Source organism: Pedobacter sp. SYP-B3415 (assembly GCF_004138205.1).
Classification (GTDB): domain Bacteria; phylum Bacteroidota; class Bacteroidia; order Sphingobacteriales; family Sphingobacteriaceae; genus Pedobacter.
On sequence record NZ_RXNQ01000005.1, the window covers coordinates 90911 to 113851 of the forward strand.

Annotated in this window: 19 protein-coding genes; 7 read left to right on the forward strand and 12 right to left on the reverse strand. The window is 46.4% G+C overall.

Going from position 1 to position 22941, the window contains the following annotated elements; genetic code table 11:
* Positions 1 to 50: 50 nt before the first annotated feature.
* The 4 genes from EJV45_RS03600 to EJV45_RS03615 form a co-directional block, all read right to left on the reverse strand.
* Entirely contained in the window at positions 51 to 2198 is a 2148-nt protein-coding gene (locus EJV45_RS03600) for a carboxy terminal-processing peptidase (protein WP_240755184.1), read from the reverse strand.
* Between the two features lie 219 nt (positions 2199 to 2417).
* Entirely contained in the window at positions 2418 to 3095 is a 678-nt protein-coding gene (locus EJV45_RS03605) for a hypothetical protein (protein ID WP_129714285.1), read from the reverse strand.
* Between the two features lie 28 nt (positions 3096 to 3123).
* The gene (locus EJV45_RS03610; protein WP_129714286.1) at positions 3124 to 3966 is read right to left on the reverse strand and encodes an isoaspartyl peptidase/L-asparaginase; all 843 of its coding nucleotides are present in this window, start codon (positions 3964 to 3966) and stop codon (positions 3124 to 3126) included.
* An 8-nt stretch (positions 3967 to 3974) separates the two neighbouring features.
* Positions 3975 to 4850, reverse strand: a complete 876-nt coding sequence (locus EJV45_RS03615; RefSeq protein ID WP_129714287.1) for a cyanophycinase — start codon at positions 4848 to 4850, stop codon at positions 3975 to 3977.
* Between the two features lie 324 nt (positions 4851 to 5174).
* Between EJV45_RS03615 and cphA the strand changes: the two genes are divergently transcribed.
* Positions 5175 to 7790: a cyanophycin synthetase gene (gene cphA, locus EJV45_RS03620; RefSeq protein ID WP_129714288.1), complete on the forward strand. Its 2616-nt coding sequence runs from the start codon at positions 5175 to 5177 to the stop codon at positions 7788 to 7790.
* Position 7791: 1 nt separating this feature from the next.
* On the opposite strand, the gene recG is transcribed toward cphA, so the two are convergent.
* The 5 genes from recG to EJV45_RS03640 all read right to left on the reverse strand — a co-directional run bounded on the left by recG (position 7792) and on the right by EJV45_RS03640 (position 12770).
* The gene (recG, locus tag EJV45_RS03625; protein ID WP_129714289.1) at positions 7792 to 9897 is read right to left on the reverse strand and encodes an ATP-dependent DNA helicase RecG; all 2106 of its coding nucleotides are present in this window, start codon (positions 9895 to 9897) and stop codon (positions 7792 to 7794) included.
* Positions 9898 to 9900: 3 nt separating this feature from the next.
* Positions 9901 to 10806, reverse strand: coding sequence for an EamA family transporter (locus tag EJV45_RS03630; protein ID WP_129714290.1), 906 nt, complete (start codon positions 10804 to 10806; stop codon positions 9901 to 9903).
* A gap of 2 nt (positions 10807 to 10808) precedes the next feature.
* Positions 10809 to 11189 (reverse strand): RidA family protein, encoded by a 381-nt coding sequence (locus EJV45_RS03635; RefSeq protein WP_129714291.1) that lies wholly within the window; start codon positions 11187 to 11189, stop codon positions 10809 to 10811.
* A gap of 27 nt (positions 11190 to 11216) precedes the next feature.
* Complete coding sequence (locus EJV45_RS19410; RefSeq protein WP_165304970.1) at positions 11217 to 11357, reverse strand: DUF6728 family protein; 141 nt, start codon at positions 11355 to 11357, stop codon at positions 11217 to 11219.
* 72 nt (positions 11358 to 11429) lie between these two features.
* Positions 11430 to 12770 (reverse strand): OmpA family protein, encoded by a 1341-nt coding sequence (locus EJV45_RS03640; protein ID WP_129714292.1) that lies wholly within the window; start codon positions 12768 to 12770, stop codon positions 11430 to 11432.
* A 171-nt stretch (positions 12771 to 12941) separates the two neighbouring features.
* Here EJV45_RS03640 and EJV45_RS03645 point away from each other — a divergent pair, with 171 nt between their 5' ends.
* A complete protein-coding gene (locus tag EJV45_RS03645; protein ID WP_129714293.1) occupies positions 12942 to 14231 on the forward strand; it encodes an aminopeptidase P family protein in 1290 nt (429 codons plus the stop codon).
* A 70-nt stretch (positions 14232 to 14301) separates the two neighbouring features.
* On the opposite strand, the gene meaB is transcribed toward EJV45_RS03645, so the two are convergent.
* Positions 14302 to 15186 (reverse strand): methylmalonyl Co-A mutase-associated GTPase MeaB, encoded by an 885-nt coding sequence (meaB, locus tag EJV45_RS03650; RefSeq protein WP_129714294.1) that lies wholly within the window; start codon positions 15184 to 15186, stop codon positions 14302 to 14304.
* 86 nt (positions 15187 to 15272) lie between these two features.
* Between meaB and EJV45_RS03655 the strand changes: the two genes are divergently transcribed.
* The 5 genes from EJV45_RS03655 (at position 15273) to EJV45_RS03675 (ending at position 20934) form a co-directional block, all read left to right on the forward strand.
* Complete coding sequence (locus EJV45_RS03655) at positions 15273 to 16154, forward strand: glycosyltransferase family 2 protein (RefSeq protein WP_129714295.1); 882 nt, start codon at positions 15273 to 15275, stop codon at positions 16152 to 16154.
* Positions 16151 to 17131 carry a glycosyltransferase family 2 protein gene (locus EJV45_RS03660; RefSeq protein ID WP_129714296.1) on the forward strand — a complete coding sequence of 327 codons (981 nt, stop codon included), beginning with the start codon at positions 16151 to 16153 and terminating at the stop codon, positions 17129 to 17131. Before EJV45_RS03655 ends, EJV45_RS03660 begins: the two co-directional genes overlap by 4 nt.
* A gap of 89 nt (positions 17132 to 17220) precedes the next feature.
* The gene (locus tag EJV45_RS03665) at positions 17221 to 19056 is read left to right on the forward strand and encodes an ABC transporter ATP-binding protein (protein ID WP_129714297.1); all 1836 of its coding nucleotides are present in this window, start codon (positions 17221 to 17223) and stop codon (positions 19054 to 19056) included.
* Positions 19049 to 19948: a glycosyltransferase family 2 protein gene (locus tag EJV45_RS03670; protein WP_165304971.1), complete on the forward strand. Its 900-nt coding sequence runs from the start codon at positions 19049 to 19051 to the stop codon at positions 19946 to 19948. Before EJV45_RS03665 ends, EJV45_RS03670 begins: the two co-directional genes overlap by 8 nt.
* Before the next feature lie 5 nt (positions 19949 to 19953).
* Positions 19954 to 20934, forward strand: coding sequence for a glycosyltransferase family 2 protein (locus EJV45_RS03675; RefSeq protein WP_129714299.1), 981 nt, complete (start codon positions 19954 to 19956; stop codon positions 20932 to 20934).
* Here EJV45_RS03675 and EJV45_RS03680 read toward each other — a convergent pair.
* Both EJV45_RS03680 and EJV45_RS03685 read right to left on the reverse strand, forming a co-directional pair.
* Positions 20931 to 21812 (reverse strand): glycosyltransferase, encoded by an 882-nt coding sequence (locus EJV45_RS03680; protein WP_129714300.1) that lies wholly within the window; start codon positions 21810 to 21812, stop codon positions 20931 to 20933. The two genes, EJV45_RS03675 and EJV45_RS03680, sit on opposite strands and share 4 nt — an antisense overlap.
* Positions 21809 to 22930 carry a glycosyltransferase gene (locus EJV45_RS03685; protein WP_129714301.1) on the reverse strand — a complete coding sequence of 374 codons (1122 nt, stop codon included), beginning with the start codon at positions 22928 to 22930 and terminating at the stop codon, positions 21809 to 21811. Before EJV45_RS03685 ends, EJV45_RS03680 begins: the two co-directional genes overlap by 4 nt.
* Positions 22931 to 22941 lie beyond the last annotated feature (11 nt).

Below are 22941 nucleotides of genomic sequence, written 5' to 3' on the forward strand. Positions count from 1 at the left end.
AAAAGGCAGGTTCGAAACGAACCTGCCTTTTTTTATGCCTTTACATCTGCTTAAAAGTCTTTTCGTGCGCCGGGAAGGTTCATTACATAGCTTCCGTTCTGACGCATGAAGTCGGCCATTACCCTAAGCGACTCTTCCTGGATGAAATCATAATCATCGTCTTTTTTTGGACGCTCACCCTTCTTAACCGGCGGCAATCCGCGCGAAGCACGCAGCTCATTTAACCGGTTCAGGTTTTTGGCTTCAGCCTCGTCGCGCTCTTTTTTCAGGGCTGCCTGATTCAGCGTTATTGACTGCTCGGCATCACGCTTTTGCATTTCGGCAATATCAGCCTTCAGGAATTTGTAGTCGAGTGATTTAGCCATGCGTTCGTTGTGCAGCGCCACCAACGTAGATTTAACATTACGAAGATCTGCCACCGGCTTAAATCCTGACGGAGAAACTTCATCCCATGGCAATGCCGAGGGCTCTGTATCCTCGCCAATTTTATCTAATGGATAGATAGATGGAAAGTTGATATCTGGCATGACACCTTTGTGTTGGGTACTGCTTCCATTTACACGATAGAACTTAGCCATGGTGAGGTTAATCTGACCAAGCTGCGGGTTTTCATTTGCTCCTTTAACGTTCTTTTTATTCACCAATGCAGCAAAACGTTGCAGGATTGAAGCATTCAGTACCCGGTTCAGGTCAATAGCAGACTGCACAGTTCCTTTACCATAAGTTTGGGTTCCCATAATAATTCCGCGTCCATAGTCCTGAATAGCGCCCGAAAAGATCTCAGAGGCTGATGCACTGAGCCGGTCGATCATCACACCCATTGGGCCATCCCATGCCACGCCCGGTTTCTCATCGCTCTGAATGTCAATCTTTCCGCGAAGGTCTTTTACCTGTACCACAGGTCCTCTATCAATAAACAGGCCGGTCAGTTCGATTGCCTCCAGCAGGGAACCCCCGCCATTGCTGCGCAGGTCCATCAGGATTGCATCTACCTTATCTTTGTTCTTAAGGGTATCCAGCAACAGACGAACGTCTCTGGTTGTGCTTTTATAATTCGGATCGCCGGCGTTCGCTGCCTTGAAGTCTGCGTAAAAAGCTGGTACTTCTATGATACCAATTTTATACTGTTTGCCGTTCTCGGTTATCGTTTTTACTTTTTTCTTGGCAGACTGATCTTCAAGAACTACGCGGTCCCGGGTAAGCTCGATAATTCTAGGTTTTGCCGAAAGCTCCATTCCTACAGGAATGATTCTAAGGCGAACTTTTGTTCCTTTTGGTCCTTTAATCTTTGACACCGCATCATCAAGTCTCCAGCCCGTAAGGTCAAGAAATTCTGCCGGTCCCTGAGCTACACCCGTAATCCGGTCGCCCTGGAAAAGCTGCTTACTTTTGAACGCCGGTCCGCCGGGAATGATCTCAGCAATTTTAATCACGTCGTTTTCCATTTGCAGCCTGGCGCCAATCCCTTCAAAAGAGCGGGCCATATCCTCGTTAAATGCGGTAGCATTCGGCGGCGTAAAATAATTGGTGTGCGGGTCGATGGATTCGGTAAACGAATTCATCAGCACCTGAAACACATCCTGGCTGTTTGTTTTGGCAGACTGTGTTTGCAGATTTTTGTAACGCGTGGTTAAGGTCTGCGCGTTTTTCGCATCTGTACCACCTGCAATCCGTAGATTAAGCAGCTCATATTTGAAGCGCTGTTTCCAGAGTTTATTCAATTCCTCCTGCGAATTCAGATAAGGCAGCTTTTCACGGTCATAATTAAAAGTTTCGTTGCTTGTAAAATCAAATTTTGTATTGATCTGGCTCATTGAAAACTTTAACCACTGATCGAACCGTTTCATATATACGTTGTACATATAGAACGGTGCACTCAGATCCCCGTTTCTGAAATCATCATCAAGCGAGTAGCGAAATCTTTCAAAGTCCTTTACATCCGAAGCCAGAAAGTAGTTTTTCGAGCCGTCGAGCGTTTTAAGATATTTATCAAAGATGACAGATGATATCGAATCGTTCAGTTGGATCTTCTTGTAGTTATAATTTTCGATGAGGTTCACCACCTCCTTGGCCACCAGCATTTGCTGCTCCTCGGGTTTTATGTTTGTAACCCCGTCTACCAGCTGCTGTTGCCTTGGTGCTGCATGACAGGCAAGGACTGCGGCCGTGAGTGTTACAAATAAAGTTCTTCCTAACATCTCCTTAAATAATTTAAAATCCATTTTCTTAACAATGAGCCAATATGGCATCAATTTACCAAATAAACAAAAAAGAGACACCAATATTACCGTCCCTTTAGCAATCTGACAAAAACACTAAAATGTGGTGTAAACAATAGGATGCCGACTCTACTAGGTCAACGCAAAAACCATACAATTGTTTTCTCCTGCCGCCTGAAGCAGGTGTAGTGAAAGGAGTTAGCTACGCTTTTTTAACGAAGGGAGCTGGCTGCGCGCATCGCGGATGCGGTTGCTGTATTGTTTGCTGCGGATGGAATTTGCAAGCCATTCCGCGCGCTTAAGGTCACGTTCGGCCAGCTTATAATCCTTGCGTTTGATGTTGGCCATCGCTATACCAAGAACCGACTCGATATAAGAATGGTTATTACCCATCTGCTGGGCCAGAATGCCCTGCTGGGTATAGAACCACAGGCTTTCGGTAATCCGGTTTCCTGCCAGGTAGATTTTTCCAAGCTGTTGGTAGGCATTCATCAAACCCGAGCGGCTGCCAATTTTAGAATAATTTTTTATGGCCACATTCAGCATAACCTGCTCGGCTTCGAGATAATGGGCAAGGTTGTAATGCATGTTGCTCATCTTCATGAGCGCGTCGCCGTAGCGTTGAAACTTTTTTATTGCATTATATTCAAACGCAGCTTTGCCAAAGAAGGTCAGGGCTTCTGCATATTCACCCTGCTTTTCATAATCCAGGCCCTCTTCAAAATACGTGTTCCCATCGGCTTCATCCAATTTTGATACAGCTATATTAATCGCAGTGCCATGGCCCGGCATGTCGTAGGGCGCAACCGTATTGTTTTGAGCAATGGCAGCAAAACAACTTAGCGTTAATACAGATAAAAAGAGGCTTGTACGCATGTATAAACAGTAATACAAATATTACAAATTAACTGAATACCTGCAAATTAATATCGAAAGAAGCCCAAACCATATATGGGTGCGAATCCATATGAAAAATTTCGCCTGCTGCAGTGATACCGATTGCACCGGCAAACCCGTCATAGGCCTTCATTTCACTAAATGACCGCTCCATCGCCTGCTTCAATGTTTGGCCGTCGGCAACACGGGTTACAATTCGCGATGCCAGTGCAGCACTCACAATATCTTCGCCAACACCGGTGCACGATACAGCCGACAGGCGGTCTGCATAATTTCCTGCAACGGTTGCAGAATCACTCACGCGGCAGGGTATCTCGAAGCCCTTACCTCCGGTAGAGGTTGCAGCTGCAAGGTTGCCATCCCTGTCAAGCGCTACACAGCCTACCGTACCAAGGCGGTTTGCCTGGTTACGTTTTTCCTGGTATTCTTTTAAACGTTGTTCAGAAACGGGGTTATAAGAATCGAAGCCATGGTCTCGGGCAAACTTCTGTGCGCCTTCCCCGCTCAATACCCGGTCATCCACAGCAAGCAGTTTTCCGGCAACATGAATGGGATTTTTTACCTCTTCAAGGTTAATGACCCCGGCAAACCGCTGGGTATGGCCTTCCATAACAGCAGCGCTGAGCCTGACTTTGCCGTCACTCTGTAGCTGTGAGCCATAACCCGCGTTAAATAATTCATGGTCTTCAAGTAAAGCAACGGCAAACATGGCTGTTTCTGTCGCTGTATGCGTTTGGAGGTACTTGTGAGCTGCCTCACAGATTTGTGCCATAGCATCCTGCTTAGCCCGTTTTGTTTCCTGGTTGGTATTTGATTCGCTGAAGAATCCACCGTGTATGATCACTTTCATATGTATCGTTATTCAAGTGATAACACTTTTGGATGCAAAATGGATAGCTGATGTTTTGAAAGATCATACACATCACCGTCACACATCACATGTACAACCATATTTTTTATCGAAACCGGCTGTCCCATTTCCACATCGGTCAGGTTTGTATCTGCCATGTGCCGGCCATCCACCAGGATCACCATGCCCGAACCGATAGCCTCCATCCGGTTTCCTTCAGAGATATACAGACCGGTGTCCTCGCCAAGACCAATCCCCATAATACCCGGGTTACTGGCCGCAGCATAAAGCAGCCTGCCAATACGGCCGCGTTGTACAAAATGCGTATCTACAATTACACCGTCAATAAAACCAAGGCCCCCTGTAATCTTTACTTCGCCTTTAAGCAAAGCATCCTTACTGCTGCCCTGGTAGATCATATTTTTTGAACTTGCCGCCGCCCCGGCTGATGTTCCTGCAATAACGACCGGCTCGTGCATGTATTTTTCGAGAAGGATGCGATGAATTTCAGTGCCACCGAAAATAGACGACAGGCGAAGCTGGTCTCCACCGGTGAACATGATCACGTCTGCGGCACGGATACGGGCTGCATATTCAGCATCGTTTGCATCTTCCCTGTTCGTTATGTTGAGTATACCCAGGTTCAATACTTCCAGCTGAGCAAAAGCTTTGACATATTCTTCTCCAACCCTTTCAGGCATCAGGGATGCCGTCGTGATAATTTCGAAACGGGATTCCGTATTCTTAGCAGATTCAGTGGTAATTCTTTTCAGGATGCCGCGTTCAAAGAAATTCATGTTCTCCGGCAATCCGAATTGGGTTTCGGCAAAACTGCCGGTATTAATGGCTCCTCCTATTATGATCAGCTTACCTTTCGGTGTCATGGGCCTTGTCTTTTGTTATCAGGAAGCCCAAAGATAGCCCCTGAAACAAAGAATGACGAATTTTTTTCCGATTCGGGCAAAATGTACCGGCGAATATTAAGAAACCGATAAAATTATTTAAACAATTTATTGCCGTAATTGCTTTTGTAGATGAATACTGTATTATCAAATTGTAATTGATTGGAAATGCTGATTGGCCATGCTATATTTCGCTTCACAAAGCGGCGCATATGCAATTACAATTGCTATATTTAGGACCATCTCTCTAAACCGGCACTTTTCCAGCCCGGACCGCAAAAAATTATTTATTAAAAAAACATCAGCATGAAAATATTGGGCATACAGGTCCTGAAAGGTCCGAATATCTGGTCCATTAACCGAAAGAAACTTATTCAAATGCGCCTTGATCTGGAAGAGTTGGAGCAGCGTCCTACCAATCTGATCGAGGGTTTTGCAGAAGGCATCAGGCAGCTGCTGCCAGGCATGTACAGCCACCGCTGCTCTAAGGGTTGCGAGAACGGCTTTTTTATGCGCGTGGATGAAGGGACCTGGATGGGTCACGTTATCGAACATATTGCCCTGGAAATCCAGACCCTGGCTGGTATGGACACCGGCTTTGGCCGTACACGGCAGACCAAGACAGAAGGCGTTTATAACGTTGTATTCAGTTACGTTGAAGAGAAAGCAGGCGCCTTTGCTGCCGAGGCCGCAGTACGCATTGCTGAGGCATTGATTGCGCGGACACCTTATGATCTTGATGCAGATATCAGACGCTTGCGCGAACTGCGCGAACAGGAACGGCTTGGACCAAGTACAGGCTCAATCGTGGACGAAGCTATTGCACGCGATATCCCCTGGATCAGGCTGAACAAAGGCTCGCTCGTACAACTCGGTTATGGGAAAAACCAGGTGCGTTTCAGGGCAACCATGACCGAACGTACAAGCAGTATCGCCGTAGATCTGGCCGGAAACAAAGACGAAACAAAACGTTTGCTGGAAGATGCCGCCATTCCCGTTGCAAAAGGTGTAACCATTTCAAGAGCCGAAGAACTTGAAGCGGCAATCAGCAGGCTGGGTTTCCCGCTGGTGTTCAAGCCACTTGATGGGAATCATGGCCGGGGCGCTACGATCAATGTCAAAGACGAGGCCGCGGCTATGGCAGCCTTCGAGCATGCCCGTCAGCATTCGCGCAGGGTTATCGTGGAGCGGTTTATCGAAGGGTATGACTTCCGGGTGCTGGTTATCGACAACCGCGTAGTGGCGGCGGCTTTCCGTGATCCGGCTCACATAACCGGCGATGGCACCAGCAACATTGCCGAACTTATCCAAAGGGAAAACGAAGATCCGCGCCGGGGCTACGGCCATGAGAATGTGCTGACCGAAATCACGGTCGACCGGGACACACTCGATCTCCTGGCAAAAAAAGATTACAGCCTGGATTCCATCCCCGGCAAGGGAGAAAAGGTCTACCTGAAATCTACGGCTAACCTGAGTACAGGCGGTACATCTGTCGATGTGACAGATCAGGTTCACCCTCAGAACCTGTTTATTTGCGAACGTATATCCCGCATCATCGGCCTTGATATCTGCGGAATAGATATTATGGCTAAAAACCTGACTCAGCCGCTTACCGAAAATGGCGGCGTTGTGCTGGAGGTAAATGCTGCTCCGGGCTTCAGGATGCACCTTGCACCAAGCGAGGGCCTGCCCCGCAACGTGGCTGCTCCCGTACTGGATATGCTTTACCCCCCAGGCAAACTTTCGCAGATTCCCATTATCGCCGTTACCGGTACCAATGGCAAAACCACCACAACGCGGCTGATCTCGCACATTATAAAAAGTAACGGCACACGCGTCGGCTTCACCACATCAGACGGCATTTATGTTCAGAACAACATGCTCATGAAAGGGGATACAACCGGCCCTCAAAGCGCAGAATTTATTTTGAAAGATCCGACGGTAGAGTTTGCTGTGCTTGAGACAGCCCGTGGCGGTATACTGAGGTCGGGTCTTGGCTTTAATAAATGTGATATTGGCGTAGTAACCAACATACAGGAAGATCACCTGGGCATATCTGACATTCATACCCTGCAGGACCTGGCGCGGGTGAAATCTGTTGTAATCGGGGCTGTGCGCAGGAAAGGTTGGGCTGTTCTTAATGCTGACAATCCTTACTGCGTCAAAATTGCCCGCGATGCCCGCTGTAAGGTCGCTTACTTCAGTATGGACGAACACAATCCGGTCCTGAAAGACCATTTTAAGCGGGGTGGTACAGCTGCCGTATTCGAGAACGGCTACATCACCGTAAAAAAAGGTGACTGGAAAATACGTGTAGACAAGGTATCACATATTCCACTGACGTTTGGCGGAAGCGTAGATTTCATGATCCAGAATGTGCTGGCGGCAACCCTTGCCACTTTTTTATGGGGCTACAAAATTGAAGACATCAGGCTTTCTTTACAAACATTTATCCCTTCGGCGGCGCAGACACCGGGACGTATGAACGTTTTCAAATTCAAGGAATTTAAGGTGCTCGTAGACTTTGCGCACAATCCTGACGGGTTTAACGGGGTTCGCAGTTTCCTGCAAACCGTAGAGGCTACTGAACACGTGGGTATCATATCCGGCACCGGCGACCGCCGCGATGAAGATATCATAGAAATTGCACGTATTGCAGCCAGCATGTTTGACCGTGTGTATATCTGCCAGGAAAAATATTTGCGCGGCCGCCAGCGCGATGAACTCGTGCAGCTCTTAAAGCAGGGTCTTCAGGAAGTAAAACCCGGCATTCCGATCGTAGTAAACAACAGCGGCGAAGACTGCCTGAAAGTGGCTATGCAAACCGCTAAGACCGGCTCGTACCTGACCATACTGAGTAATACGATAGACAATTCCATTCAGCGGGTAACAGAATATCTGGACAGGGAACTGGGTATGTAGCTCAGGAAATCTTATCGAATGATATTCCGGACCGCCTGCTGTCCAGATAGTCTTGGAGCAAACGGTGTTCGGGCTTCTGAAGCAGGCGGTCTTCTTCAAAAATTGCAATAACGGTATTGCGGGCTTCCTGTAAGATAACCTGATCTTTTGTAAGATCCGCTAATTTCAGGTTGAGGGTTCCGCTTTGCTGCGTGCCTGATAAGTTTCCCGGACCACGCAATTCCAGGTCAATTTCAGAGATCTCGAAACCGTTATTGGTTCTTACCATCGTCTCGAGACGCAGTTTCGCTTCCTTACTAAGCTTGTTGCCGCTCATCAGTACGCAGAATGATTGCTCCGCGCCCCTGCCAACCCGTCCGCGAAGCTGGTGCAGCTGTGAAAGACCAAAGCGCTCCGCATTTTCAATAATCATTACAGATGCATTTGGCACATTCACACCAACTTCTATGACAGTAGTGGCAACCATAATTTGCGTTTTACCGGAAACGAAGCGCTCCATTTCGTAATCCTTGTCTGCATTAGCCATCTTCCCGTGAACAATGCTCATCTGGTAATCAGGCAGCGGGAAATGATACCGCAGCTGTTCGATACCCGCTTCAAGAAAAAGCAAATCTAACTTTTCACTTTCCTTAATCAGCGGATACACCAGGTAGACCTGTCTTCCTTTGGCAATTTCTGTTTTCATCAACCCGAACATCCGCAGGCGCTGGCTTTCGTAAAGGTGAACGGTTGTAATTGGTTTTCGCCCCGGGGGCAGTTCATCGATCACAGAAACATCAAGGTCACCGTATAACGTCATGGCCAGTGTGCGCGGAATCGGTGTTGCTGTCATAACCAGAATATGCGGCGGAATAACATTTTTACGCCACAGTTTAGCCCGCTGCTCAACACCAAAACGGTGTTGTTCGTCTATCACAACCATACCGAGGTTCCTGAACTTTACCTTATCCTCTATCAATGCATGTGTGCCGATAAGGATATCGATTTCGCCGTTTTCGAGGCGCTCGTGCAGCAGCGTACGCTCTTTCTTTTTGGTAATACCAGTCAATATTTCTATCTGCACAAGGTCTGCTCCTGCCATTGCCTTCAGCGATTCATAGTGCTGGCGGGCCAGGATTTCGGTAGGAGCCATCATACAAGCCTGGAACCCATTGCCATTGGCCAGCAACATGCTCATGAGGGCAACAACCGTTTTACCGCTTCCAACATCACCCTGAATAAGACGGTTCATCTGCACGCCACGCTGTGTGTCGGTCCGGATCTCTCGCAGTACCCGTTTCTGTGCCCCGGTTAGATCAAATGGCAGCCGCTCCTTATAAAATGTGTTTAATTGCTCGCCGGCCTTATCAAATATGTTTCCTCTGAATTTTAATGAACGAGCCTGCTTCATATTAAGCAGTTCCAGTTGTATGAAGAACAGCTCTTCGAATTTAATCCGTCGCTCTGCAGCACTGAGCTGCTGAGGCGATCCGGGAAAATGAATATTCAGAAGTGCTGCACGCCGGTCTGTCAGTTTGTATTTTTCCAATATAAACGCGGGCAGGTTTTCATTCAGAGCGGGTGCAATTGAATCAAGCAATACCGCTTGTAATTTCTGGATGCCTTTGGTATCAAGTCCGAACTTCTTTAATTTCTCGGTCGAGCTGTAGACCGGCTGCAGACTCTGATTACCCCTCTTTTGCTGTGCCTGCTGTAACAACTCCATCTCAGGATGCACGATGCTGAACGTTCCATTAAAGTGATTAGGCTTACCAAATGCAACATAGGCCTGGCCGGTAATCAAATTGTCGTTTACCCATTTAAGACTTTGAAACCATACCAATTCAAGTGTACCGGTTTCGTCTTTGAATTGTGCAACAATTCGTTTTGCCTGTTTTTGTCCGACCAGCTCTTTGCTCACGAGTCTGCCGGTTACCTGGATAAAAGGCAGCTCAGCATTAATCTCACTGATCTTATAAAAGCGGGTCCGGTCTATATGGCGAAACGGGAAATAAAAGAGAAGATCGCCGCAGGTAAAAATTGAGAGTTCTTTTTTCAGAAGCTCCGCCTTCTGCGGTCCAACACCCTTCAGGTATTCAACAGGCGTAATTAAATCGAGCCCCGCCATAGTCTATTTCCTTTTTGCCGCTATAGTCTTGATGAGCTCCAGGTTGAATAAAATTACCGCGAGCAACAAAAGGCTATAAGCGAACAGCTGCTGCGTGGTTATATGCTCATCAAAATATACGATCGCTACTGCGAATGCAATGATTGGATTGAGGTAAATAATGATACCCAGGGTAGAGGATTGTATTCCCAACAGTGCGTAAAGACTTAAAAAAAGCGGAATAATCGTAAATACTACTGCAATGGCTACAATGTTGCCCCAGAAAACGGGTGAGACCGGTATGCCTCCCTGGTGACTGAGAAACAAGGGTATCATCAGCAATACTGACAACAGCATCTGAACACCAAGGAAATTAAATTTATCGACCTGGTTTATCTTTCGCTGAAGGATAAGATAAAAAGCATACAAGGTCGCGATGACCACGGACCAGGTTACCTCAATAAGTGAACCCGTTGCCAACAGGACAATGCTTGTAAAGGCCACCCCCAGCGAAATAAATTTTACCCGGCTCATTGCTTCCCGGAGAATAAAATAGCCACCAAGGGCGGTTATCAGCGGACAAACCATATAGGCAAAAGCCGCAGATTTGAGACTGACATTATTGACAGCATAAATAAATGTAAACCAGTTCCCGGTAATAAGTAAGGCCGAGACGATGGTAAACAACAACAGCTGCCTTCTTTGCCCCGACTGCATTTGACGAATGGTATGCACATCGGCCTTAAGCTGCCGTCTTCTGAAAAACAGGATGACAGCCCAGATGATGACCAGGCTTGTTAAGATCCGGTAGCAAAGAATCTGCTCAGAAGGCCAGGCACGAAGATTCCGGAGCGGCAAAGCAAAAAACCCCCAGATCACGGTCGATGCGAGGGCTGCGAAAAGATATTTTGCTTTTCCGGTAGCTGCCACGGTTATGCTGTTGCTGCGATTACAGAAATTTCAACATTCACATTCTTAGGTAAAACAGATACCTCTACCGTTTCGCGGGCAGGGAAATCGCTTGAAAAATAAGATGCATATGTCTCGTTAACTCTGGGAAAATTGCCCATATCTGTTAAAAAAATGGAGGCTTTGATCACATGACTGAAATCTAAACCGGCTTCGAGGAGAATGGCCTTGATGTTACGCATAACCTGATGCGTTTCTTCTTCTATTGATGTGATGTTGAGTTGTTCGGTTTCCGGATTAATTGCAATCTGACCTGATACGAAAAGCAGGTTTCCGGTTTGTACAGCCTGGCTGTAAGGGCCAATAGGCGCAGGAGCATTTTTTGTCTGAATAATTTTTTTCATATTAAATTGAGGCGGGGTTATGCAACGTTACTTAAGCACAAGCCAGTCTATCAGCTTCCAGATTAGACCGGCTAAAAAAATGATTATGGCCAGCGCATTAATAAAATGCATGATGCGCAGGTTGATATTATCGGGGCGGCCGGGATCTTTCTTTCTGAAGAAATACATGCCGTAAATTTACGAAATAAAAAAAGAGGGCTTCAAAATTTGAAGCCCTCTTCTGTATTTTACTTAGAAATCTTAGTTTCTTGAAGTTTCAACACGACGGTTTTGGATACGACCTTCTTCTGTGTCGTTAGAAGCAACTGGGTTAGCTTCACCTAAACCTCTGGTAACAACCTGGCTACCGTTAACACCTGAATTAACCAGGTAAGTTTTAACTGAATTTGCTCTGTCTTTAGACAATTTCATGTTGTATGCAGCAGTACCTTCGCTAGAAGCGTAACCTTTAACAGTTACTTTACCACCGTTTTCACGCAACGATGAAGACAATTTGTCAAGAGTTGGGTAAGATTCAGTTTTAAGAACTGAAGAGTTGAAGTCGAACTGGATGTTTTCGAAACCAGTTACGTCGCTTGAAGCTGAGTCAACAGGAGCTGACTTAGGAAGCGGGCAACCAGAACCGTCAACAGCAGTACCAGCAGGAGTACCTGGGCATTTGTCGAACTGATCAGCAACACCGTCACCGTCAGAATCTTTTTTCAGGTCTTCAACAGCTCTTTCTACGTTAGATACACGGTTTTTAAGAGCTTCAACTTCCTGACGCAGGGTAGGATCTTTCAACTCATCGTACATCATTGCAACTGGGTTAGCCCACTCTAAACTTGGTTTTGAAGAAGAACCGAGTGAGAACTCAAGACCTGCATAACCGTAAGATACTTTGTCTTTAGTAGTTCCTTTAGCGTAAACACCGTCAAAGTTATCACCGTCAATGAAGTTCATGGTGTAACCAAGGTTGAAGTTTACACGCTCAGAAACTTTGAATTTGATACCTGCACCTACAGGGATATAAGCTTCTTTAACGTAGTCTTTTTCACCACCCTGAGCACGGCCTTTCCAGTCGATAGTAGTACCAGCAGCGTTAACCACTTTTGGAGCATAAGCCATCAAACCGTAACCAGCTGTAACGAAGAAACCAACTGAATTCTCGCGACGCAGGAAGTCGATTGTACCAACGTTAACAACACCTCTTAAGTCAGCAGCGTACTGAAGTTCAGTTTCGAAGCTTCTGTTCGAAGAACCTGCACCGGCAACACCAGCTTCGTTAGAACCTGATACTTTACCACGCACACCGTTCAATTCTAACGCGAATGAAGGAGCAAATTGTTTACGGATGTTGATACCATAACCAAGATTTACATCCCAGTTTGTGTAGTCATTAGAACCGCCGATAACCACAACTGGTGCAAGAACACCACCGTGAACACCGATAGACCAGGTTCTAAACTGTGATCTTCCGCCAAAGGTTTTGGCTGAAGAAGAAGATACCATTGTTGAATCCTGGGCAGAAGCAAGAGTTGTTACTCCTGTTAACGCTACCAAAGAAACAGCAAGACTCTTCTTTAGAGTAGAATAATTCATAATTCTTTCTTTTTTAAGGTTAAACAAATATTAATTGATTAATTTTTTGTGATAGCAAAATTAAACAAATTTTTAAAATCCCAAAGTCCTGTACAAACTCTGTTCCAAACTCGGGGCAAGCATATATTTCTTACATTTGGTGCAATCGCAAAGTATAAAACATAAAAAAACATGAAGTACCAGCCAATCGACGCGAAGCTATTTTCTGAAAACAGAGTGAAATTTGAAAAACGCCTGAAATCCAACTCGATAGCAATCTTTCAATCAAATGACGAGTTTCCACGCAGTGGCGATCAGTCATTTATGTTCCGTCAAAACCCTGACTTGTTTTACCTTTCAGGCATCGATCAGGAACAAAGTATACTCCTCCTTTACCCTGACTGTCCTAATCCATTATACAAACAAGTCCTGTTTTTAAGACAAACCAATGATTTCATAAAAGTTTGGGAAGGTCATAAGTATACAAAGGAGCAGGCGCGGGAAACTTCCGGGATCCAGGCTGTGTACTGGCTTGACGAGTTCGACAATATATTACAGACCATCGTTCATTACGCCGACCATATCTATCTTAATACAAATGAGAATGACAGGTATGCGCATACCGTTCCCTACCGCGATCTGCGTTTCATTGATCAGCTGAGACAGCGTTTTCCCCTCCATCATTACGAGCGTTCAGCGCCCATTATGCGGGATCTGCGCGCGGTTAAGTCTGAGATCGAGGTGCAGCTGACACAAAAAGCCTGCGGAATAACCCGCGATGCCTTTATCAGGGTCCTGAAATTTGTCAAACCGGGAGTAACCGAATACGAGATCGAAGCAGAGATCATTCATGAGTTTATCAGGCAGGGTGCTACAGGCCATGCTTATCTGCCGATCATTGCATCGGGTCCGAACGCAAACATTCTTCATTACAATGACAATAACCAGGTTTGTAAGGATGGTGATGTCATTCTGTTCGACTTCGGTGCGGAATACGCCAACTACAACGCCGACCTTAGCCGCAGCATTCCGGTTAACGGTCGTTTTACTGAAAGACAGAGAGCCGTTTACAATGCCGTGCTGACCGTACTGAAAAAATCGAAAGAACTGCTCAGACCGGGCGTATTATGGAATACCTACCATGAGCAGGTAGGAGAACTCATGACCGAGCAGCTGATTGGCCTCGGCTTACTGTCTGCAGACGATGTAAAGAACCAGAATCCTGCCTGGCCTGCCTATAAAAAATACTTTATGCATGGCAACTCTCACCATCTGGGTATAGATGTTCATGATTTTGCGGGCCGCTATACGCCATTTGCTGCCGGAAACATTCTTACGATCGAACCCGGTATTTATATCCCCGAAGAGGGCCTGGGTATCCGTATAGAAAACAACGTGCTCATCACCGACAACGGAGTTACAGATCTGATGGCTGATATTCCGGTAGAGGCTGACGAGATTGAGGAGATTATGAATAGCTAATACCTATTATATATATATAGAAGCATAGATAACCCGAAAAATCCTGGTCCGTCACCTCGTTTTTTCGGGTTTATAGTTCCTGCACAAATCTATACAGGTTAAAGTTACCCGTCGCAAGTGCTTCGCGGAGTTTTTGTATCAGATCAGGCTTGTTCAGGTCATGCATGCGTTTTTCGGCAATCATCTTCCAGGCGCGTTCGGCTAATAATAACGTCTTATGCTGAACCTTTATGTCAATTGGCTTCAACAGCCATTCGGCTAAGGGGTCAATTCCCTGATTCAATGAGGCAACAGTCTTAAAAACAGGAATAACCGTTGAGCCATGCTGTACCAGCTTTTTCAGATTGTTGAAAAAGAGGTCAGCCCCATCGCGGTCAGCCTTATTGACCACAAACGCCTGGGCAATCTCCATGATCCCCGATTTGATATTTTGCACTTCATCGCCCGACTCGGGTACCAGTACAAGAACAGTCCGGTCGGCAAGCCCGGCAATCTCAATTTCAGACTGACCGACGCCCACGGTTTCGACCAGAATAATATCAAAGCCCGACGCACGCAGAACATCTGTCATTTCGAGCGTCTTTGCTGAAAGGCCGCCGAGTGATCCCCGTGTAGCCAAAGAGCGGATGTAGACGTTTGGATCATTGAAAAGCGAAGACATCCGGATTCTGTCGCCGAGCAATGCTCCAAGGTTAAATGGTGAAGTCGGATCGACAGCCAGTACGGCCACCTTTTTTCCCTGGCTGCTGTATGCTGACACCAGCGCATGGACGAGGGTACTTTTACCGGCGCCTGGCGGGCCGGTAATGCCTATTACAGGCACATCGAGCGGCTGGAGCGTTTGCAAAAAAAGATGTGCCGCATGAGCATTGTTTTCGACGAAACTGAGCGCTCTGGCAAGCGACCGGTAATCGCCTGCGGCGATTTCATCAGTCTGGAGCCGCGGTGTTTTCATCAATAACTATATATTTGTTACAAATTAACGTATAATTTGCCGTCAATTTCACACGTGATGATACGGCAATCTGCATCAGACAGGGAATGAAGGTTTCAGGGTTTACATTTATACGAAATGCGGTAGCAAACGACTATCCGGTAAAAGAGGCAATTCTTTCTGCCCTTCCGCTGTGCGACGAGTTTATCGTGGCACTGGGCAACTCGACCGACAATACAGAAGCGCTGATCCGGTCTATTGATTCAGACAAAATTCGTGTTGTTCATACTGTATGGGATGAAACGTTAAGAGCGGGCGGGGCCGTTTTTGCAGAAGAAACCAATAAAGCACTGGCCGAAACAGCTAAGGATGCTGACTGGCTTGTTTATATCCAGGCTGATGAGGTGATGCATGAGAAAGACCTTCCGTTGATTAAAGACGCTATGCAAAGTGCCCTTACAAACAGCCGGATTGAAGGCCTGCTTTTTCAGTACAAACACTTTTATGGCTCATATGACTATATCGCAGAATCCAGGCGCTGGTACAGGCGTGAAATACGGATTTTAAAAAACCTGCCTGGTATGCACTCCTACCGGGATGCGCAGGGGTTCAGGAGAAACGGAGAAAAAATAAAGGTTAAAGAAATCGCAGCCAGCATATATCATTATGGCTGGGTAAAGCCCCCGAAAAACCTGCAGGGAAAAGTGCGCAATTTTAACCGTTATTATCAGGAAGAGGCGTGGATCGAGGTGAATTATCCTGCCGGTGAAGAATTTGACATGAGAAACGCTGATCGCCTTGTGCCTTTTAAGGGCGCTCATCCGGCGGTTATGCGCGCGCGTATTCAGGCATCAAACTGGAAACTTGCCGGGGACCCATCCGGTTTTAAAAAGAAAATGAACATCAGGCGTAAGTTGCTTGAAAAGATTGAAGCACTTACCGGCTATCGACCGTTTGAATACCGGAATTACAAGATTGTCTGCCGATGAAAAGATCCCTTTCCATTGTCATCCCAAACTACAACGGAAAACACCTTTTGGAAGCCTATCTGCCTTCGGTGATTGTCGCTGCAGAAGAAACCGGCCTGCCATATGAAATCATCATTGTAGACGATGCTTCTGCCGATGGGAGTAAAGATTTCGTCAGGAAGGCATACCCGCAGATTTCCTTGCTGGAAAATCCAATTAATCAGGGGTTTTCATACACGTGTAACAGAGGCATTCAGGCTGCATTATTTTCACACATCCTGTTACTAAACTCAGATGTTAAATTAAGCCCTGATTATTTCAAAGCGCAATGGCATTATTTTGATCTGAAGGATACTTTTGGCGTCATGGGTCGGATCATGACTGCCGATGGCAGCAAAATAGAGGATGCCGCCCGCCTCCTGGAATTTTCGGGTTGCAGAATCAAAGCCAGCCGCTTTTTCTATAGTGAAGACCCCTCGTCAGGCCTGCTGACCGCTTATCTGTCTGGTGCGAATGCGCTGATTGACGCCGAAAAACTCAAACTGATCGGCGGATTTGATGAAATATATTCGCCTTTCTCATCAGAAGATTTTGATTTGAGTCTTCGTGCCTGGCAGCTGGGATGGAAGTGTTATTATGAACACCAATCGGTTTGTTTCCACCAGGTAAGCGGAAGCACCCGAACCCAACTCAAATCAGACTTCATAAAAAAGGTTTACTACCGCAACCGTTTTATTCTGCAAAAGATACATCTTCGCGGCCTCCGTGGATTTTTTCTTCCTGCGCAGCTTTTACTTACAGAGGTCATCCCGAAGATACTGCTTGGGAAAAAGTGGATTTCGGAAAGCTACCGCTGTTACCTTCAGGAATCAGCCCGCATCCGGGAAAGCCGTAACCGGCTTGAAAACCTGCAGCGCAGGCTCAAACATGTAAGCCTTGCAGAGGTAGCCGGCCAAATAAGTGCTTCCGCATCGGCTCCCGGTGTACGCGAGATCTGAGTTCCTGAGTATATAAGGTTTAGCTTTTCGAAATATCGTACCTTTGTAATTGGCACCGACGTGTTGTGTCTTTTTATTGTACTTATTGAATGAAAACATATTTTCGTTTACTTTCCTTTGCCAGGCCAATTGAGAAATTTGCCATCCCATATATACTGGCCACCTTGCTGGCTATTGTTTTCAACACGGCACTTTTTACGCTTATCGGGCCACTGCTTGAAACACTTTTTACGGGCTCATCTAAAATTGATAAAGTAACTGATCCGACAGATTCTTCGGTAGATTTTATTGGGCACATGAACGACTATATGGCCCAGTTGGTCGCAGAAGACGGAAAGATTCCCACTTTACGCATTGTTTGTGCTGTGATTATCGTCGTTGTAGTGCTGTCAAACCTGTTCCGGTACCTTTCCCAGCGTTATATGGAAGATTTACGGGTTCATACCCTGCTTAATCTGCGCAAAAAGGTCTTTGACAGGGTTATGGAACTTCAGGTTGGATTTTTTAATAATGAGCGTAAAGGAGACATCATCTCAAAAGTTGCATCAGACGTCCAGGTTGTACAGTTCACGGTTACAAATACCTTACAGGTGGTCTTCAAAGAGCCATTACAATTACTGTTTTATGTATTTGTATTGCTGTCTATTTCGGTTAAGCTGACCCTGTTCTCGTTATTGGTTATTCCTGTATCGGGATTGATTATCAGTAAAATTGTGAAACGCCTGAAACAGCAGACTACCCAGTCTCATGAGTCTTTTGCAAAAATGATTGGCTTTCTTGATGAGTCGTTAAGCGGAATTAAGATCGTGAAAGCATTTAATGCAACGACGCGGGTGAAGGATAGATTCCATGAGGAAAACAAGTTTTACTCTTACCTGAACCGGAAGATCGTGAGGAGGCAACAGCTGGCATCGCCGGTTTCACAAACACTCGGCGTTATTGTCGTTGCTTTGATCGTACTTTATGGCGGCACGATGATCCTGAATGGCGAGGGCGATCTGACTACCTCTAAATTTCTTGTTTATATTGCGACCTTCTCTCAGGTTATGCAGCCCGTTAAGGCGCTCAGCGACTCATTCAGCGGTATTCATTCGGGCATAACAGCAGGCGAGCGGGTACTCGGCCTCATTGACACCGAGCCGGCCTTTTCCGATAAGCCGGGAGTAAAACAATTGCAGGGATTCCATGATCGGGTTCGACTGGAAAATGTAAGTTTTGCGTATGGCGAGAAAACGATCCTCAACAACATCACCCTGGATATTGAAAAGGGAAAAACCGTGGCACTCGTAGGACCTTCAGGTGGCGGAAAAAGCACACTCCTGGATCTGATTCCCCGTTTTCATGATCCGCGATCGGGCGTGCTTAGCATTGACGGCAAGCCATATACCGATATCAGTATGGAAAGTCTTCGCGCCCACATGGGAATTGTAAACCAGGATTCCTTTCTTTTTAATGATACAATATATAACAACATAGCTTTCGGAAAACCAGGTGCCACACGTGAAGAGGTGGAAGCGGCAGCGCGAATTGCTAATGCCCACGAGTTCATATCACAGTCTGAACTTGGCTATGACACGCCGGTTGGCGACCGAGGCAACAGGTTATCAGGCGGGCAGCGGCAAAGGATATGCATTGCACGTGCAGTAGTAGCCAACCCGCCCATCATGCTGCTCGACGAAGCAACCTCAGCACTGGATACCGAATCAGAAAAACTCGTACAGGATGCGTTAAGCAATCTGATGAAAAACAGAACATCAGTTGTCATCGCACACCGCCTCAGTACGATTCAGCACGCTGATAAAATTGTTGTGATTGACCACGGCTGTGTATCTGAAAGTGGTACGCATGCTGAACTGATAGCCACTGGCGGACTGTACAAAAAGCTTATCGATATGCAGGCCTTCAACAATGATCTCGATGAATGATAAACCGCTGGTCTCTGTTGCATTGTGCACTTATAACGGAAGTCAGTTCTTAAAAGAACAACTTGACTCGCTCCTTGCACAGGACTGGCCCCTGATTGAAATTATAGCGGTAGATGACTGCTCGACAGACGATACTTTCGCGATCCTGACAAGTTATGCACTTCGCAGCGAAAAACTGAAAATCTATAGGAACGACAGGAACCTCGGTTATACACGGAACTTTGAACAGGCGCTTAGGCGCTGCCAGGGTGATCTGGTTGCTATTTGCGACCAGGACGACATTTGGTCGCACGATAAGTTATCTAAACAGGTAGCCGCTCTTGGACAACATATTCTTGTATATTGTGATTCTGCTTTCGTAGACAAAAGCGGTAGATTGACGGGACAGAAAATGAGCGATTACTTTCATTTCTACTCCGGAGACAACCCAGATGTCTTTCTGCTCGAAAATTGCATTTCGGGGCATGCCATGTTATTTAAGAAAAGTCTGATCGGCCTTGCAGGATCATTCCCATCAAATATATACTATGACCAATGGCTCGCATATGTTGCGACTAACCACGGCTCGGTGGCGGCACAGAACGAAGTGCTGGTACTCTTTCGGAGGCACGAACAGAACAGTACTGATCCGTTGAGACAGCATGCACGGCAAAAGGGTGCAACGTCCAGACATAAGGCGTTGCAGCTCGAAAAACTTCAACAATTTGGTAGCTATAATGGAAATAAGTCGCCCGGACTTGTTAATCGCCTGATTGAAGCATTGCGTGCGCCTGCGTCTGTCATTAATCGGTTATACTTAGTTGGGCTGCTGCTCGGCAATATGAATACATTGTTCTTCGTTAAGAAAAAACACACTGTCAGCAAAATAAATTATTGCTTAAAATATCTTTAAAGGGCATGTGCAACAACCAGAATGTATATCCGCTGATCTCTGTAGCACTGTGCACTTACAATGGCGAGCTGTACCTGGAAGAGCAAATCAAAAGTATTCTGGAGCAACGCTACCCCGTATTTGAACTTATTATTGTAGACGATTGCTCAACAGATCGTACGATCAGAATTATTCAGAAGATGGCAGATGAAAACGCCAATGTTCGTGTATTTCTGAATGAAAGTAATATCGGGTATGTACGAAATTTTGAGAAAGCACTATCTCTTTGCACAGGTGAATATATTGCCCCCAGCGATCAGGATGATATCTGGCTGCCTCAAAAACTCGAAGAGCTTTATCAGCTTCACAAGACGCAGGAATCCCTGCTTCTTTATCACGACTCCGAACTGGTAGACGAAGACGGTATCCCGATGGGAAAAAGAATGTCACGTATATCGGGTTTCATCGAAGGTTCTGACCCACGAATGGTCGCTTACAACAATTGCGTAGCCGGGCATGCCATGTTTTTCCCTCGCCGGTTGCTTGAGCTTGCCCTTCCTGTGCCTCAGGGGATTCCGCATGATCACTGGCTGGCCTTTGTAGCGCTCAACAATGGTGTAATCAGCTATTCCAAAGCAACGCTTGTGCAATACCGGCAACATGCGGCGTCTATTACCGATACGTTGAATGATAAGACAGAGATATCCGCACGCGCAGAGCGCATTCGTCGTATTGCGCGGACCGAGGAGGACAACCGCGCGCGTATTGCCTGCCTGAAGGCTATGTCTCATTACGCCGAAAACACACCTGAGCAAACTGCTTTCTATGACAGACTCGCTAAACTGCTCGACAGACGCGATTCGAATTTTTTTTCGTTCAGGCTGTTCACGACGTTGTTCAGCTACAGAAAAACGCTTTTCGCTTTCTACAGGAAAGGAGCTGTTTCCAGGTTTTTCCGCATTTTCAATAATGCAGTCGGGACCCGGGTCAAACGTCTTTTTATCTAACGTCCTTTTACCGGCCGTACGAGCAAAATCAGCATCAACAGCACAACAGTTGGCCAGCCAAGAATACGCAACAGTTTTTGTTTGCTAAGCACTGCAAGAATCTCCCTTTTGGCTATTCCCGTATCCACAGCTTTTTTTACAAAAGCCCGCAGCGTTTTCTTCTCTGCGCTGCGAAGCTGCGCGGCATTGAAAGAACCACGGTTGACCGGAAGTTTATCGTGCCACTTTCTGTGAACCGCAAGCATCTCGGTAACCCAGCCCTGATCAAAATTTCCCTCTGAAAAATGTTTAAGTAATACGTTCTGCGTAACGATAACCTGATAGCTTTGACCAACCTGCAGGCTGAAATCGATATCATATCCATGAAAACCTACCAGGTGCTGTTCATCAAACGGAAGTTGAATAGCGATTTTTTTAGTCGTACAGAACCAAACGCCATCAATAACCGCAACCTCGCTTTCCGTCTGGTTCTCGTCGCTTTGCTGGCGATGTTCATCAGCTTGATTGTTACGTTTGAAACCTTGCACCAGGTTATAGCGTGCTGAAGCCAGACCGATGGTATGCCAGCCGGAAGGCGCCGCTGTCTTATATTGACTGCCCGCTATTCCCAATAAGCCACATCTGGAGTTATTTGCAAAGATATTTTGTACAACAGAACCCCAGTCAGCGCTAAGAAACCGGACATCTTCATGGACAAAACAAAGAAGTTCATATTTTGCGCGCTTAACACCTTCGTTGTATACGGCACAGATACCCCTGCCGGTATTCCGGTTATCATAAGCTATCAGCTCGTAAGGTACACTGATTGTTGCCTCGATATTCTTCATCAAGGCTTCGAGCTGGTCAGGATCGACCGAGCAGACTATTACCGAAATCATTTATCCTCCAGTATTTCTTCCATTAGCTTTTTAAACTTTGGCAGTTGTTCAGAAACATCATAGGCTGAAGCCGCTTCAGGACCTGCTGTCCTGGCTGAAAGAGTTAAGCCACGCACTTTTCCCATTGCATTGATCATTGCCTCAGGCGTAGAACACGCTGTTACACAACCGAAAGCCGGAGTCAAAAAGTGTTCCGCAATCCCCACGGGAAAAGCGGCCACGGGCAGCCCCAGTGCCGCAGCTTCAACCATGACCAGCGAGAAAGATTCTTCCCTGGAAAGGACCAGAAAGCCATTAGCCGCCGCAAGATAATTAACATACTCCGACCCCTGCGGCCCCGCCATTAATAATCTTCCCGGATAATGATGCTCGGCTATGTGCTTAACATAATGGTAAAGTCCATCGTCCGGTTGCCTTCCTATCCAGAGAATTTTTTCTTGCGGGTCTTTCAGTTGTTCCAGCAGTTCCGGCAAAAGGTCAAAGCCTTTCATATAAGTAGCAGCTCCCGCGACTGCCCAAATAAAGTCGCCATCATCTATTCCCATGCCCTTGCGTATCTGCCAGACTTTTTCGTGGTCGGGTTTCAACACTGACAAGTCTATGAAACTGCTTTGCAATCGTATGTTTGGGTGGTTTAGTTTACCGAGCGCTTTTACAACAGCTGGTGAACAACCTATACAAACGGCACTGTTTGAGATAAGGCTGGAAAACGCATTGCTGCTAATGAATCCGAAGGCATAACTGAGCTCATGTACATGTGTAACAAGCTTTATGTTCAGCCTGGCTGCGAGCTCCCCTATGCGGGGGATTACAATTGTATTGGCATACATGAGGTCAGGCCTGAATGTTTCGATAATCTCCCGCAACTGATGTTCGAGCGGATTGATCCCTCTGAACTGCAAAAATTTACGTTTTATTCGTAGCGATTTCTTACCGCTATCCTTATAAGCAATACTTTTTTCAACTTTTATTGGGAGCAGATCATAAAGCTCCCCGCGTCTCAGACAGAGAACATAGCTTGTAAACTGCGCAGGATCCAGGCCTCTGATCAGGTGCCAGAGAACCATTTCCGAGCCCGTACGCGCCATATCCTGTGTAACGAATAGAATTTTTTTCATGTCTTGCTTTA

Coding starts and splice junctions, on each gene's coding strand:
- EJV45_RS03655 (WP_129714295.1), top strand. CDS start 15,273: ATGAAGGTTTCAGGGTTTACATTTATACGAAATGCGGTAGCAAACGAC.
- EJV45_RS03605 (WP_129714285.1), bottom strand. CDS start 3,095: ATGCGTACAAGCCTCTTTTTATCTGTATTAACGCTAAGTTGTTTTGCT.
- cphA (WP_129714288.1), top strand. CDS start 5,175: ATGAAAATATTGGGCATACAGGTCCTGAAAGGTCCGAATATCTGGTCC.
- EJV45_RS03645 (WP_129714293.1), top strand. CDS start 12,942: ATGAAGTACCAGCCAATCGACGCGAAGCTATTTTCTGAAAACAGAGTG.
- EJV45_RS03670 (WP_165304971.1), top strand. CDS start 19,049: ATGAATGATAAACCGCTGGTCTCTGTTGCATTGTGCACTTATAACGGA.
- recG (WP_129714289.1), bottom strand. CDS start 9,897: ATGGCGGGGCTCGATTTAATTACGCCTGTTGAATACCTGAAGGGTGTT.
- meaB (WP_129714294.1), bottom strand. CDS start 15,186: ATGAAAACACCGCGGCTCCAGACTGATGAAATCGCCGCAGGCGATTAC.
- EJV45_RS03665 (WP_129714297.1), top strand. CDS start 17,221: ATGAAAACATATTTTCGTTTACTTTCCTTTGCCAGGCCAATTGAGAAA.
- EJV45_RS03615 (WP_129714287.1), bottom strand. CDS start 4,850: ATGACACCGAAAGGTAAGCTGATCATAATAGGAGGAGCCATTAATACC.
- EJV45_RS03600 (WP_240755184.1), bottom strand. CDS start 2,198: ATGTTAGGAAGAACTTTATTTGTAACACTCACGGCCGCAGTCCTTGCC.
- EJV45_RS03610 (WP_129714286.1), bottom strand. CDS start 3,966: ATGAAAGTGATCATACACGGTGGATTCTTCAGCGAATCAAATACCAAC.
- EJV45_RS19410 (WP_165304970.1), bottom strand. CDS start 11,357: ATGTATTTCTTCAGAAAGAAAGATCCCGGCCGCCCCGATAATATCAAC.
- EJV45_RS03685 (WP_129714301.1), bottom strand. CDS start 22,930: ATGAAAAAAATTCTATTCGTTACACAGGATATGGCGCGTACGGGCTCG.
- EJV45_RS03675 (WP_129714299.1), top strand. CDS start 19,954: ATGTGCAACAACCAGAATGTATATCCGCTGATCTCTGTAGCACTGTGC.
- EJV45_RS03660 (WP_129714296.1), top strand. CDS start 16,151: ATGAAAAGATCCCTTTCCATTGTCATCCCAAACTACAACGGAAAACAC.
- EJV45_RS03635 (WP_129714291.1), bottom strand. CDS start 11,189: ATGAAAAAAATTATTCAGACAAAAAATGCTCCTGCGCCTATTGGCCCT.
- EJV45_RS03680 (WP_129714300.1), bottom strand. CDS start 21,812: ATGATTTCGGTAATAGTCTGCTCGGTCGATCCTGACCAGCTCGAAGCC.
- EJV45_RS03640 (WP_129714292.1), bottom strand. CDS start 12,770: ATGAATTATTCTACTCTAAAGAAGAGTCTTGCTGTTTCTTTGGTAGCG.